The 13,990-nt window shown below is 70.4% G+C and carries 12 protein-coding genes and 1 pseudogene; 1 reads left to right on the top strand and 12 read right to left on the bottom strand.

Going from position 1 to position 13,990, the window contains the following annotated elements:
* Positions 1 to 23: 23 nt before the first annotated feature.
* The 10 genes and pseudogenes from ACZ48Z_RS28450 to ACZ48Z_RS28405 form a co-directional block, all read right to left on the bottom strand.
* Positions 24 to 1,154: an XdhC family protein gene (locus tag ACZ48Z_RS28450; RefSeq protein ID WP_468738732.1), complete on the bottom strand. Its 1,131-nt coding sequence runs from the start codon at positions 1,152 to 1,154 to the stop codon at positions 24 to 26.
* 150 nt (positions 1,155 to 1,304) lie between these two features.
* Complete coding sequence (locus tag ACZ48Z_RS28445) at positions 1,305 to 3,500, bottom strand: xanthine dehydrogenase family protein molybdopterin-binding subunit (protein ID WP_468738731.1); 2,196 nt, start codon at positions 3,498 to 3,500, stop codon at positions 1,305 to 1,307.
* Entirely contained in the window at positions 3,497 to 4,477 is a 981-nt protein-coding gene (locus tag ACZ48Z_RS28440; protein WP_468738730.1) for an FAD binding domain-containing protein, read from the bottom strand. Before ACZ48Z_RS28440 ends, ACZ48Z_RS28445 begins: the two co-directional genes overlap by 4 nt.
* 12 nt (positions 4,478 to 4,489) lie before the next feature.
* A complete protein-coding gene (locus ACZ48Z_RS28435) occupies positions 4,490 to 5,140 on the bottom strand; it encodes a (2Fe-2S)-binding protein (protein ID WP_468738729.1) in 651 nt (216 codons plus the stop codon).
* 396 nt (positions 5,141 to 5,536) lie between these two features.
* Positions 5,537 to 5,737: pseudogene (locus ACZ48Z_RS28430) on the bottom strand (cupin domain-containing protein); the annotation flags it as partial.
* Positions 5,738 to 5,823: 86 nt separating this feature from the next.
* Positions 5,824 to 7,080, bottom strand: a complete 1,257-nt coding sequence (locus tag ACZ48Z_RS28425) for an MFS transporter (RefSeq protein ID WP_468738728.1) — start codon at positions 7,078 to 7,080, stop codon at positions 5,824 to 5,826.
* 181 nt (positions 7,081 to 7,261) lie between these two features.
* The gene (locus ACZ48Z_RS28420) at positions 7,262 to 7,804 is read right to left on the bottom strand and encodes a cyclophilin-like fold protein (RefSeq protein WP_468738727.1); all 543 of its coding nucleotides are present in this window, start codon (positions 7,802 to 7,804) and stop codon (positions 7,262 to 7,264) included.
* A 17-nt stretch (positions 7,805 to 7,821) separates the two neighbouring features.
* Positions 7,822 to 8,487 carry an SDR family NAD(P)-dependent oxidoreductase gene (locus ACZ48Z_RS28415; protein ID WP_468738726.1) on the bottom strand — a complete coding sequence of 222 codons (666 nt, stop codon included), beginning with the start codon at positions 8,485 to 8,487 and terminating at the stop codon, positions 7,822 to 7,824.
* Between the two features lie 183 nt (positions 8,488 to 8,670).
* A complete protein-coding gene (locus ACZ48Z_RS28410; protein WP_468738725.1) occupies positions 8,671 to 9,567 on the bottom strand; it encodes an alpha/beta hydrolase in 897 nt (298 codons plus the stop codon).
* Between the two features lie 113 nt (positions 9,568 to 9,680).
* Positions 9,681 to 10,697, bottom strand: coding sequence for a zinc-dependent alcohol dehydrogenase family protein (locus ACZ48Z_RS28405; protein ID WP_468738724.1), 1,017 nt, complete (start codon positions 10,695 to 10,697; stop codon positions 9,681 to 9,683).
* Positions 10,698 to 10,869: 172 nt separating this feature from the next.
* On the opposite strand from ACZ48Z_RS28405, the gene ACZ48Z_RS28400 reads away from it, so the two are divergent.
* Positions 10,870 to 11,772, top strand: coding sequence for a helix-turn-helix domain-containing protein (locus ACZ48Z_RS28400; protein WP_468738723.1), 903 nt, complete (start codon positions 10,870 to 10,872; stop codon positions 11,770 to 11,772).
* Positions 11,773 to 12,218: 446 nt separating this feature from the next.
* Here the strand turns inward: ACZ48Z_RS28400 and ACZ48Z_RS28395 are convergent, their stop codons facing one another.
* Positions 12,219 to 12,923: an NADPH-dependent F420 reductase gene (locus tag ACZ48Z_RS28395; RefSeq protein ID WP_468738832.1), complete on the bottom strand. Its 705-nt coding sequence runs from the start codon at positions 12,921 to 12,923 to the stop codon at positions 12,219 to 12,221.
* A gap of 279 nt (positions 12,924 to 13,202) precedes the next feature.
* A complete protein-coding gene (locus tag ACZ48Z_RS28390; RefSeq protein WP_468738722.1) occupies positions 13,203 to 13,952 on the bottom strand; it encodes an SDR family oxidoreductase in 750 nt (249 codons plus the stop codon).
* Positions 13,953 to 13,990 lie beyond the last annotated feature (38 nt).

The following is a 13,990-nucleotide window of genomic DNA, read 5'->3' as shown; positions in this document are numbered from 1 at the left end:
GGTGCTTGCCGGACGGATCGTGCCTATCGGTAGCTCGTCGACCTCGGCAGCCGGTGGATCGAGCCGCTCATCCGCGTCAGAGGTCGGCCCGTGCCCTGGTGGACCTGGGCGATGATCTCCGCGGTGATGGAGACGGCCGTCTCCTCGGGCGTGCGGGCTCCGAGGTCGAGGCCGATCGGGGAACGCAGCCGCGCCAACTCGTCGGCTGTGACGCCCTCCTCGCGCAGGAGGCGCAGGCGCTCGTCGTGGGTGCGGCGGGAGCCCATTGCCCCCACGTAGGCGATGGGCAGGCCGAGGGCAAGCCGCAGCAGGGGGATGTCGAACTTGGCGTCGTGGGTGAGGACGCATACGGCGGTGCGCTCGTCCACCTCGGTGTGTTCCAGGTAGCGGTGGGGCCAGTCGACCACTACCTCGTCGGCGTGGGGGAAGCGTGCGGGCGTGGCGAAGACGGGGCGGGCGTCACACACGGTGACGTGGTAGCCGAGGAAGCGGCCGGCCTGGCTGAGGGCTGCGGCGAAGTCGACGGCGCCGAAGACCAGCAGACGTGGCCGGGACGCATGGACGTGGACGAGGACGGACAGCCGTTCGGGGCATCCGCCCCCCTCCCCGCCGATGTCGACGCGGGCGGTGCGACCGGCCCGTAGCAGGGCCCTGGCCTGGTCGGCCACCGCCCGGTTCGCCGGGCCGTCGTCCACGCTCCCGTAGGCGGCATGGTCACCGCCGAGCACGCTCAGTGTGGAACCGAGGAGGGGCTCCGGGCCGTCCACGACCTGCGCCACGGCGACCGGTCGCCCTAGGTTGATCTCGGAGAGGGCCGCGGACAGGTGCGGCCGGGCTGCGGGATCGATGCGCTGGACGAAGACATCGAGTTCGCCGCCGCAGGTCAGGCCGACGGCGAAGGCGTCGTCGTCGGAGTAGCCGAACCAGGCGTGCTGAGGGGCGCCCCGGTCACGGAGCACCTGTCGGCACAGCTCGTAGACCGCGCCCTCGACACAGCCCCCGGAGATGCTGCCGACCACATCGCCGTCCTCGTCCACCGCGACCGACGTGCCGACCGGCAGCGGGGCGCTGCCGTGCACGCCGACGACGGTGGCCAGGGCGAAGGGGCGTGCCTGGCGGCACCAGCGGTGCAGTGTGTCCGCGATGTTCAGCATGGCAGTTCTCCACGGCGGGACCAGGATCGGAAGGTGAGCGGGCCGCCGCCACGACGCGGGGCAACGTCAGGCGGCGGCCCTGGGAAGTCCGGCAGCCGGGGCAGGCTGCCGGACGAGCGGTATGCACCCCGCCGGGCGGAGGTTCAGGGATCAGAGCAACGCCTCGGCGGTGATGGGCAGTTCACGGATGCGGCGGCCGGTGGCGTTGAAGACCGCGTTGGCGAGGGCGGGCGCCACGCCGATCATCACGAGCTCACCGAGTCCCTTGACACCGAGCGGGTCCGCCTCGCGGTCCTCGCCGTCCAGGTAGATCGCCTTGAGGTCGGGGACGTCCGCGTTGACGGGCACGAGGTAGTCGGCGAGGTTGGCGTTGACGATCCGCCCGTCGCGGTGGTCGGTGACCGTGTGCTCCAGCAGGGCCGTGCCGATACCCCCCACCATGCCGCCCAGGGCCTGGCTGTCGGCGAGCTTGGGACTGATGATGCGCCCCGCGTCGTACACGCCGAGCAGCCGCCGCACCCGCACCAGACCCAGCGTGGCATCCACGGCCACCTCGGCGAAGGTGGCGTTGTAGCCGTAGAAGGAGTGCCGCTCCGGGCCCGACGGCGGCGCGAAGGAGCCGTCCGCTTCCAGGTGGGTGCGGTCATTGCGGGCCAACAGCCGCCGGTACGTCTCCCCGCGGGCCGGATTGTTCTTCACGTGCAGTCGGCCGGTGCGTACCACGACATCGCCGGCGGCCACCCCGTACAGCGGTGACTCGCGGTCCTCGACGGCCAGTTCGATCGCCTGGCGGCGGACCTTGTTGCAGGCGTCGAGGGTGGCGGAGCCGACGCTGGCCATGGTCATCGAGCCGCCGTGCGGCGGGGTCGGCGGGTAGAGGGAGTCCCCCAGCCGGAAGGTGACCGCGCGCACGGTCAGCCCGAGGGCGTCGGCCGCGACCTGGGTCTGCGAGGTGTACGTGCCCGGCCCCATGTCGGTGGCGGCGGCCTCGACCAGCGCGGTGCCGTCGGCATCCAGGCGAGCCCGCGCCTGGGCCGGCATGCGCGCGGTGTCGTAGACACCCGCGGCCATGCCCCTGCCGATCAGCCAGTCGCCCTCACGCGTCGAGCGGGGCTTCGGGCTGCGGCGGTGCCAGCCGAACTCGCGGGCGCCGACGGAGTAGCACTCACGCAGCCGGCGGGTGGAGAACGGCAGCCCGGACGACTCGTCCTCGTTCGGTTCGTTGCGCCGGCGCAGCTCGATCGGGTCGACGCCGAGTTGGTGGGCGAGTTCGTCCATGGCCGACTCGATGACGAAGGAGGCCGTCTGGAAGCCGGGGCCGCGCATGTACAGCGGCGTGGGCAGATCCAGCGGCACCGTCCTGTACGCCTGGCTCACGTTGGGCATGCTGTAGAGCATCTGCCCGGCCGCCAGGATGGACTCGGTGAACGTCTCGTAGGACGACGTCTCGGCGTCGAGCTCGTGCACCGCGGCGGTCAGACGGCCGCGCCGGTCGCTGCCCAGTCGCAGGCGGTAGTCGTACGAGGGCCGGAAACCGGTCCCGAGGTACATCTGTTTGCGGCTCAGGACGAGCTTGACCGGTCGCTTCGTCTCACGGGCGGCCAGCGCGGCGGCGACCACGTGCGGCCAGCAGCGCAGCGCGGTGCCGAAACCGCCGCCGACGAACGGTGAGATGACGCGCACCGCGTCCGTGTCCAGGCCGAACACCGCGGCGAGTTCGGTCTGCGTGCCCACCACCCACTGGGTCTTGTCCCACACGGTGAGCTGGTCGCCGTCCCAGCGGGCGATGGTGGCGTGCGGCTCCATCGGGTTGTGGTGGTTGCGCGCCGTGCGATACGTCAGGTCCAGTCGCACGGCCGCCGCGCGCAGGGCCGTCTCGGCGTCGCCGCGCGCGTATCGGGTCGGCTCGTCAGGCTCGGCCTCGGTGAGGTCGGTCGAGGGCAGCTTGGCGTCGTAACCGACCTTGACCAGGCTTGCACCGTGCTGGGCGGTCTCCAGGCTGGTGGCCACCACGACGGCAACCGGCTGTCCGTGGAAGAGGACGCGGTCGTCCTGGAAGACGCGAAGTCGTCGGCCGGGCGGGTTGTTCGACCCCGAGTTGTCGCGGTACGGCAGCTTCGGGCCATTGCGGTGGTGAATCACCTTCAGCACGCCCGGAAGGGCTTCGGCGGCGCCGGTGTCGATAGACGTGATGCGGCCACGGCCGATGCTCGCGTCGACGATCACGGCGTGCACGGTCCCGTCGATATCGTGCTCGGCGGCGTACAACGCCTTGCCCGTGACCTTGAGCCGGCCGTCCACCCGGGACAGCGGCGCACCCACGGCTGCCTGCGGCTGGGGGCTCACTTGGTACCTCCTACGACGCGCAGCTGGCGTTCGACAGTGCGCTTGAGCAGCTCGACCTTGAACCGGTTGTGCTGTAGGGGACGGGCGCCGTCCGCCGCCTTCGCGGCAGCGGCCGACCACAGGGCCCGCGAGGGGCGTTGACCGACGAGGTGCTGTTCGACGGCGGGCAGCTTCCAGGGCACGGTGCCCACTCCCCCGGCGGCGACCTTGGCCTCGCGGATCACCCCGCCGCGTACGTGCAGCGCGACGGCTGCTGACGTCAGGGCGAACTCGTACGACTGCCGGTCACGCACCTTCAGATAGCCGGACCTGAGCGGGCGCGGAAGAGCGGGAATCTCCACTGCCGTGATCAACTCGCCTTTCCGCAGGTCCTGTTCGCGCTGTGGCGTGCTGCCGGGCCGCAACAGGAAGTCGGCGAAGGGGACTTGGCGTGCCCCGTCCGGGCTGAGCAGGTGCACCCGCGCCTCCAGCGCGGCGAACCCAACGGCCGCGTCGGACGGATGGGTGGCCACGCAGGCGTCGGAGGTGCCGAGGATCGCGTGGCCGCGGTTGAAGCCGTGCAGCGCGGCACAACCGGAGCCGGGCTCACGCTTGTTGCAGTCGGCCGTCACATCCCGGAAGTACGGGCACCGGGTGCGCTGCATGATGTTGCCGCCGATGGTCGCCATGTTCCGCAGCTGGGCCGAGGCACTCAGCTCCAGCGCCTCGGAGACGACGGGGTACAGGGCGCGCACCTTGGGGTGGGCGGCTGCCTCGGACATGGTCACCAGGGCGCCGATGCGCAAGCCCCCGCGCTCGGTGACGGTGATCGCGCCCAGCGGCAGGCCGGCGATGTCGACAAGGGTCTCGGGGCGTTCGACGGTCTCACGCATGAGGTCGACCAGGGTGGTGCCCCCGGCGATGTAACGCCCGCCGCCGCGCCCGGCCTTGAGTGCTTCGCGGGTGTCGGAGACACGGGTGTAGGAGAAGGGATGCATGGCGGCCGCTCCTTACTTCCGGCGCGCGGTCTTCTCGACCGCGCGCACGATCTTGACGTAGCAGCCGCAGCGGCAGATGTTGCCGCTCATCCACTCCCGGATCTCCTCCGGCGAACCGGTGTGACCCTCCTGGATGCAGCCGACACCGGAGACGATCTGGCCTGGAGTGCAGTAGCCGCACTGGAACGCGTCCTGGTCGATGAACGCCTGCTGCAACGGGTGGAGTCGATCGCCCTCGGCCAGACCCTCGATCGTGGTGACCTCCGTGCCCACGAGCCGCACCGCGAGCGTCAGACAGGAGTTGACCCGGCGGCCGTCGACCAGGACCGTGCACGCACCGCAGGCCCCGGCGTTGCAGCCCTTCTTCGAGCCGGTGAGGCCGAAGTGCTCGCGCAGCAGGTCCAGCAGAGAAGTGCGGTTGTCGACCGTCACGGTCTGACGGGTGCCGTTGACCGTCAGGGAGACACGACTGGAGGGCGGCGCCTCCACAGCCCTCACCTCCTGCGCGTCGGCGGGGATCGTCCCGCCGATCACACCGCCCGCGACCACGGCACCGCCGACCGCGGTGCTGGTGGCGATGAACGTGCGCCTAGTGGGCGCCGGGGAGGGATCGCCGGCTCCGGTGGGGGGAGGAACGTCGAATTCAGGGAGTTCAGCAGACATACGTACGCCTTCGCATCACGGACGGATCCGTCGTGCACGACAGAGGGACAGCAGGCGGGATCGTCGCCACCACGGGCATCGGGTGACCGCTCGCCTCGACAGGGGGCTGGTCTCGCGGGAAGTCTTGCACCACCGGCAACTCTCGCGGCAGGGAGACTTTTCTCCCCCTTTAAGCTCCATCAGGAGCGACTGGCCGACATCATTGGGGGCACGGTCGCGCGGGAGAGGCAAGACAGAGCCGCGTCGCCGCCCCGATGATGGTTGCGCCCTCGTCGCTCCCCACGTCGTTGTGCGTGGTGGACTGATCGTCCGGTCCGGCAGACCACTGACACGGCCCTCATCCGGGATCCCCTGACGTCCTGAGCGATCCCGGATCGCGTGATCGATGGGCCGGGACTACTGGTTGCGGGTGCGGGGACCGTTGTACTGCTGGTCGGTGACCGGCTCGGCCCAGGCGGTCTCGGGGGTGTCGTCGCCCGTGCCCTCCCACATGGCGATGTGCTCCATGAACCGGTCGGGGGCGGCGCCGTGCCAGTGGTCCTCGTTCGGCGGGCAGGCGACGGTCTCGCCGGGGTGGGCCTCGAGGACGGTGCCGTCCGCGTGGCTCGCAGTCATGTGCGGATTCCTCTCGCATGCTGGTACGTCGTCGGGTTCGGATCGGCAGGACGCGGATCGGGGCTGAGTCAGTGCTGCGACGGCACCTGCGCGGGTTCGTCGCGTCGCCGTTGCGTGGAAGTGCTGCTTCGGGCCACGATCCGGCCCTTGCGGGAAGAGCCGTGGACGGCGAGGGCACTCAGAGGCAGCAGTGTGAGGGCCGCGATGACGGTGCCGACCAGGGGCGGGCCGGTCAGGCCGAGGGAGGAGTCCAGGGCCGTACCGGCGATCAGCGAACCGGCGGCGATACCGGCGTTGAAGGCGGACGTGGTCAGCGCCGAGGTCAGGGTGGGGGCATCGCCCGCGAAGCGCATCGCCAGCGCGGTGACCACCGGGTTGACCGTGAAGCCGGTAAGGCCCATGAGGAAGACGAGAAGCGTGGCCGTGACCGGGTTGCCGGACAGCGGGATCATCAGGAACAGGATTAGGGCGGTGGCCACGGCGGCCGTGATGGTGGTGACCATCGGACGCCGGTCGCCCAGGCGTCCTCCGGTGGTGGTGCCGCCCAGGGCGCCGACGCCGAAGGCGATCAGGACGAGCGGTACGGCGCCCGCGGGGATGCCCGCGCGGTCGGTCAGCAGCGGCGTGACATAGGTGTACGTCGCCAGGACACCGCCCATGATCAGCATCGCTGCGCCGAGCGCCAGCCACAGCCGACCCTGCCGCAGAGCCCTGACCTCGGCGCGGAGGGACACCTCGACGCGCCGCTCCTGGGCCGGGATGAAGCGGCCGATGAACACGGCGGCAAGCCCGGAGAGGACGGCCAGGGCCCAGAAGGGGCCGCGCCAGCCGGTGAACTGGCCGGCGAAGGAGCCGATCGGCACGCCGATGACGTTGGCCAGGGTCAGGCCGCCGATCATGACGCCCGTGGCGCGGGTCGCGTTGTGCGGGCCCGCGGCGGTGGTGGCGACGACGAAGCCGACGGACCAGAACGCTCCGGTGGCCAGGGCGGTGACGACCCGGGCGGCCAGGACGACCGTGAAGGACGTGCTGAGGGCGGCGACGAGGTGTCCGAGGCAGAACACGGACAGGGCCAGGATCAGCGTCTGGCGCTGAGGAAGGCGCAGCGTCGCCATGGCCATCGTCGGTGCGCCGACGATCATCCCGATGGCGAAGGCGGTGATCAACAGGCCGGCGTGGGAGACGCTGACTCCGAGGTCACCTGCCAACTCAGGCAGCAGGCCGGCGACGACGAACTCGGTGGTCCCCATCAGGAAGGTGCCGGCGGCCAGCACCCAGACGACGAACGGGAGCTTGCCGGGATTGGTCCCGGACGCGGAAGGCATACGTGTGGTCTCTCCTCAGGTGGAAATCGGGGGGTCATGGTGGCGGCTGGGCCGTCACAGCGGACTGCAGACGGCGCGGCCACGTCTTTCACGGTTCCATGGAGCGAACTAATCGAAAAGGGGAGGATCCTCTCCCCCCTTCTCGTGAGGACGTCCCCTGAGGGGCGAGCAGTCGGGCGGGTCAGGGCGCGGCTTCGATGGTGATGCGGTCGGCCCCGGCAAGCCGGTCAGTGTCGGCATCGATATGGCCGAGGATGAGCAGGTCGGCGTTGGCTGAGTCGCCTTCGCGGTAGAAGAGGGCCAGGTTGCCCCAGGGCGCGTAGTACGTCAGGTCTCCGGCCTTGGGCGCGGCCGGCTCGGGAGCGCCGGAGGTGGTCAGCCTGCGCGGCAGGTCGGCGATCCGCTCCGTCTGATGGAAGTCCTCCAGGTCCAGGGTGAGCGGGAGCAGGTCGGCGAAGTCACGGGCGGCAGGACTGTCGTTCAGGGTGGCGTCGACGGGACGGCCGTCGAGGGTGACCCGGATGTCCATATCGGAGTTCCTGTCGGACGGTGCGGTGTTTGTGTCGGGCGGTGTGGTGGGTGCCTGGGCCGTCGGTGTCTGCTGCCGTGCGGAGGATGTCGCGGGCGGGGAGGCCGACGAGGTGTCGGTGCAGGCCGCCACGGTCAGGAGGACGGCGGTGGCCATGGCGGCGCGGGCGAGGGCAGGGAGGGTGGCCGCGTTCATGGGTGTCGTTCCCGGGGTCAGTCGGGCAGGGGCTCGGCGTAATGGCGGAAGCCGTCGCGCTGCTGGTGGATGTCGTACAGCCGCTGCGCCAGCACATCGGGGCTGCTGTGCTCGGCGTCGGGCCGGATCGCTCCGGGGATGATCAGCTGCGCGGCGTGGATGTTCTCCGAGGCGAGCGTGTCGTGCAGCATGCGGGCGTACGCGCTCTCCGCGGCGAACGCGATGGAGGTGCCGGCGACCTTCGGGTTGGGTCGTACGGCGCTGGCGCCGTTGACGAACAGCAAGGTGCCGCGGCCGAGGGCGCGCATGCCGGGCAGGACGGCGTTCACGGCGGTGACGGAGCCCTTGACGGAGAAGGCGAGCGGGGCGTCGAGGTCGTCGGCGCTGCTGTCGAGGACCGGCTTCATGAAGTCGGCGCGGGGCACGGGGCTGTACTGCAGGATCTCGACGGGGCCCAGATCGGCCGCAGCCGCGTACAGGGCCGCGTCCAGTGACTCGATGTCGAGGACGTCGGCGGTGAAACTGCGAGCCCGGATGCCGTCGCGGGCCAGCTCGGCGGTCATCTCCTGCAGGCGCCCGGCGCTGCGGGCGATGAGGGCGACGGTGTGGCCGGCGCTTCCGAAGCGGCGGGCGGTGGCCAGCCCGAGACCTGGGCCGGCGCCGATGAGCGCGAAGGTCGTCATGGGGTTCGTCCTTTCTTCGGTGAGGTGGGGTGGGCGCCCGCCCACATCAGCGCTGCCGGTGACGCGGCCCGACGGTGTGGGTGCGGGGCAGGGGGCTGAGGGTCGGTGACGATGTGCGCCCCGCGTCGTCCGGTGCGGCGGTACGCGGCGTGCGGCGTGCGGCGTGCGGCGTGCGGCGTGCGATCAGGTCAGGTTCTTGCTGAAGAACTCCTCCAGCTTGTCGAACGGGATCAGGTCCGTCCTGTCGTACAGATCGACGTGGCCGGCGTTCGGGACGGCGTGGAACTCCTTCGGTTCAGCCGCGAGCTCGTAGGCGTCCTCGCTGAAGTACCGCGAGTGGGCGTTCTCGCCGACGACGAACAGGATGGGCCGCGGCGAGATCCACTCGATCTTCGACAGCAGCGGAAAGTTCATCAACGACATGCCGCTCGACATCGTGAACTGGGTGATGGAGTTCGGGTGGTAGCCCCGCGGAGTGGAGTAGAACTCGCCGAACTCACGGCCGACCGGGTTGGTGTTCTCGTCGAACCCGATGGGCGCGCCCCGCGGGGTCAAGGCAGGGGCGTGGGCCTCGAAGTCCGCATACCGCTGCTCGGCGATCGCGTCGAGCATGGCGCCTCGCTCCTCCGCGGTGAGGGAGCCCTGCCAGCCCTCCGAGGAGACCCGGGCGATGTCGTACATGACGACCGTGGCGACCGCCCTGATGCGCCGGTCGACCTGGGCCGCGCTGAGCGCGAAGCCGCCGCTGCCGCACATGCCGACGACGCCGATGCGGTCCCGGCTCACGAAGTCACGGGTGCCCAGGTAGTCGACGGCCGCATGGAAGTCCTCGGTGAAGACGTCGGCGGAGGAGACGTGTCGCGGGTCGCCGCCGCTGTAGCCGTTGTAGGAGGGGTCGAAGGCGAGGGCCACGAAGCCGCGCCGGGCCAGGTTCTGGGCGTAGATGCCCGGGCCCTGCTCCTTCACTCCCCCGTACGGCGCGCCGACGATGATCGCGGGGTGTTCCTGGGAGGCGTCGAAGTCCTTCGGCTGGTAGAGGTCCGCGGAGATGCTGACCCCGTACCTGTTCTCGTACGACACCGGCTTGCGGGTGACGTTCTCGTCCAGGTCGAAGATGTAGTTGTCTGTTGCGGACGTTTCCTGGTCCCATTTCTGTGGTGCTCGACAGGGGGCAGTCGGTCACGCTCTGGGGGTCAGGGCTTGAGGAGGACCTTGATGGCGCGGCGCTCGTCCATCGCCTTGTACCCCTCGGCGACCTGCTCGAGGGGCAGGGTGAGGTCGAAGACCTTGCCGGGGTTGATGTGACCGGACAGCACTCGGTCGATCAGGTCGGGCAGGTAACGGCGGACCGGGGCGGGGCCGCCACGCAGGCCGACGTGGGAGAAGAACAGTTCCTGACCGTCGACGGCCACGTCGTGGGGGACGCCGACGAAGCCGACGTTGCCGCCGGGCCGGGTGGAGTGCAGAGCCTGCCGCATCGACTCGGCGGTGCCCACGCACTCCAGCACGGAGTCGGCGCCGATGCCGCCGGTGAGGTCCTTGACGCGGGCGACGCCTTCGTCGCCACGCTCGCTGACGATGTCGGTGGCGCCGAATTCCAGGGCGAGCTTCTGCCGGGACTCATGACGGCTCATCGCGATGATCCGCTCGGCGCCGAGTTCCTTCGCGGCGATGACACCGCACAGGCCGACCGCGCCGTCACCGACGACCACAGCCGTCGAGCCGGGCTTCACCTCGGCGGCGAGGGCGGCGTACCAGCCGGTGCCCATCACGTCGGAGACGGCGAGCAGGCTGGGAACGACCTCGGCGTCCGGGTGCTCGTCGGTGGCGACGAGGGTGCCGTGGGCGTTGGGGATGCGCACGTAGTCGGCCTGGCAGGTGCTCATGAACTCGCGGTGCAGACAGGAGGACTGCCAGCCGCCCAGGCAGTTCACGCAGGTGTTGTCCGAGGTGGCGAAGGAACCGACCACGAACTGGCCCGGCTTGACCTGGTCGACCTCGCTGCCGACCTCCTCGACGACACCGACGTACTCGTGCCCCATCGGGTGCGGGTCGCCGATGGGTTCCGCGCCGCGGTAGGGCCACAGGTCCGAGCCGCAGACGCACGTGGCGACGGTGCGGATGATCGCGTCGGTCGGCTGGAGGATCTTCGGGTCGTCGAGGTTCTCGAAGCGCACGTCGCCGGGGGCGTAGATGACTGCTCCGCGCATGGTGGTGTTTCCTTCGGTGCGAGGATCGGTGAGCGCGCAGCCGGGGTCGTTGTCGGCTGCTCGACATCGAGCCTCACACGCGAGAGCACATGCGAAAAGCGGAGGAATTCATCCCGGGAAGGGAACATCCTGGGAGCAAATCCTCCCCCCTTTCGCGGGTGGAATCGGTGTCATGCTGGGAAACATGACCGCCAACGTCCCCCTCAATGAGCTGGGAGAATTCCTCAGGAAGCGCCGCTCCGAGCTGAGCCTTCGCACGGTCGGCCTGCCCCAGACCGGCAAGCCCCGCCGGGTGGCCGGGCTGCGCCGCGAAGAGGTCGCCCAACTGGCCAGCATCAGCACCGACTACTACACCCGCCTCGAACAGGGCCGCATGCAGGCATCGGCGCCCGTGCTGGATGTCCTGGCCCGGGTACTCCACCTGGACGACGACGAGCGCGGCTACCTCTTCCAGCTGGCGGGCAAGACCACCACCCGCCCCCGGCGTCGTAGTCGGCAGACGGTCCAGCCACAACTGCAGCGCGTCCTGGACGACCTCACCGCCACCCCTGCCGTCGTGCAGGGCCGGCGCGGGGACATCCTGGCCTGGAACGCGCTGGCCGCCGCCCTGGTCACCGACTTCTCCCGCATCCCGGAAAAGCACCGCAACTATCCCCGGATCCAGTTCACCGACCCCGCCATGCGCACCCTGTACGCCGACTGGGAGACCTCCGCGCAGATCTCCGTGGCACAGTTGCGGATGGAGGCCGCGAAATATCCCGAGGACCCCCGCCTCATCGAACTGGTCGGTGAACTGTCCCTGCGCGACGCGCAGTTCGCCAGCTGGTGGGGCGAACACCACGTCGCCGCCCGCACCGTGGGCACGAAGACCCTCAACCACCCGGTCGTCGGCGAACTCGTCCTGGACTGGGACACCCTCACCGCCAACACCGACCCCGACCAGCACCTGACCGTCTGGACCGCCGCCCCCGGCTCACCCACCCACGAACGGCTACGCATCCTGGCCTCCTGGGCCGCCGACCAGGACCTGTCGGCCTCATCCCCCTCAGCTGACCGCGACGGGCCACCGCTGTAGGAACAGCCTGGATCGGGCCGGACGCCCGGCACAGAGGGAGGCCCGCGCCCGGTTGGTACGAGATGCCCTCCGCAGCTGATGGGCATCTCCGTCTCCTCGGCCGACGCGCACCGAGATCACGGCCGACCGGCGAGCGCCGCGCAGCAGATCTCGAAACGCCGCCCCGTCGGCTTCGCCGGTAGCAACCGACTGCCGGACCGGTACGGATCACCTTCGCGCCGAGCCGTGCGGCGGGGCCGCAAACCGCCTCGGTACCGGCACCGGATGTGACCATTGCTGTACAGCACGGTGGGCAGTCGCGCAGCGACTTCGCCACCGGCAGGCTGGTGGACGCGCGGGGGACTGCGCGCTCTTCGTGTTCGTCTTGTCGTTCGTGGCGCGGCGGCGCTGCCGCCCTCGTGCCGTTGCGTGCACCCGCCGAAGAGGCGAGAGCCCTGTCGGGTGACTCAGCGGTGGGCAGCTCGGTTCATCTCGACGACGTCGTCCAGGGTGGCCGTGGCCGGGTGGGCGGCGAGGCGCTCCGGGAGGCTGTCGCGGATGGCGGCGTCCTTGACGCGGTCGGCCGCGGCCAGGGCCGCCGGCAGCTCGTCGAGGGTCAGCTCGGTGCAGTAGGCGGGGCTGTTCGGCTGCTGACGCCAGGAGTCGGCCAGCGTACCGGCGTCGTAGGGGTCGAAGCCGGTCTCGTCCACGAGCTGCATCGCCACCCGCCGCGCCTCCTCAAAGTCGCCGGCGACGGGGATGGCGAGGCGGCCGGGCGTTCCGGCCGGCACGCCCCGGATCCGCTGGGTTTCGGCCAGGGCGGCGTTCCACGCCTTGACCACGGGGCGCCCCAGCTGCTTGGCGTTCCACACGCTCTCGACCTCGCCGTTGTCCACGGCCTCGATCTGCCCGCTCAGGAACGGATAGTAGTTCGAGGTGTCGATGACGACCGTCTCGGCGGGGACCGAGGCGAACAGGCCGGCCAGCTCTCCCGCCACCCCGAAGGGGATGGCCAGGACGATGACGTCCCGGCCCTGGACGGCGTCGGCGAGGTCCGTCGCACGGGCCCCGGATTCCAGCACCTCCGCCCGGACGGCCTCGGGGCCGCGGGCGTCGGCCACCTGGACGTCGTGACCGGCCGCGCTGAGCTTGGCAGCGAGGTTTCCGCCGATGGCGCCGACGCTTTGGGAGCGGCCCCGGGCCTCGTCGGCCGGCCTGGCCGAGACGACGATGTGGACCGTGTCGGCCAGGCGCTCGCCTGCCCGACGGCACTCAGGACGGAGCCGGGGCGCCTCCCGTGCGACGAGCGTGGCGACGCCGAAGACGCTTCCTCACCGTTCCGCGTCTTCGGTGAGGCCCTCCCCCGAGGCGTTCCAGTTGCGTTCGCCCATGATGTGGCCCAACAGGACCTGCCCGTTTGCGGTTGTTCCGCGTAGGCCACTACAGGTCGGTCAGCTGCTGGCGACCATGGCGAGGACGTCGTCGTAGGAGCCAGCGGCCACCGCGTCGCGGATGAACCTCGCGCGCTCGACAACAATCTCCTTCGCGTCGGGCTTCTCTCTCAGCAGGTCGAGCGCCTGGGTGAGGAAGTCGTCCAACGGCATGGCGTGGTCGTTGTCCTCCTGACCCAGCAGGGTCGTGCGCACCCCCGGCGGGACCATCTCGATCACCTGGACGCCGGCGTCGGCACCGGCGAGCTGGATACGCAGGCTCTCGGAGGAGGAGTGCAGCGCGGCCTTGGTCGCGCTGTAGGTAGGGGTGCTCGGGTACGGGACGAAGGCCAGCGCGGAGGTGACGTTCATGACGACCGCGTCGTCCTTGCCCGCGAGCAGGGGCAAGAAGGCGTACGTCATCCGGATCGTGCCGAGCAGATTGGTCGCGACGTGATCCTCGGCGATCCTGAGTTCGGCCGGGTCGAGAAGGTTCTCCCGCAGCATGATGCCCGCGTTGTTGACCAGGACGTTCAGTTCCGGGTGGCTCGCCGCCACGGTCTCACGGGCCCGGGCGATCGAGTCGGGGTCCGCGACATCGAGGACGAGCCCGTCGATGCCCGGGTGCTCGGCCGTGATCTCGTCGAGGAGTTCCTTGCGCCGGCCGGCGACGACCACCTTGTTGCCGGCCTCGTGCAGGCGCAGGGCCAGGCCGAGCCCGATGCCCGAGGTTCCGCCGGTGATCAGGATCGTGTTGCCGTTCATCTTCATGGGGGTCTCGCTCTTTCGTTGCGGTGGGCCGGTGTGGG

It is taken from the genome of Streptomyces sp. NPDC031225 (assembly GCF_055570355.1).
This window is presented reverse-complemented; position numbering and strand designations above follow the sequence as displayed.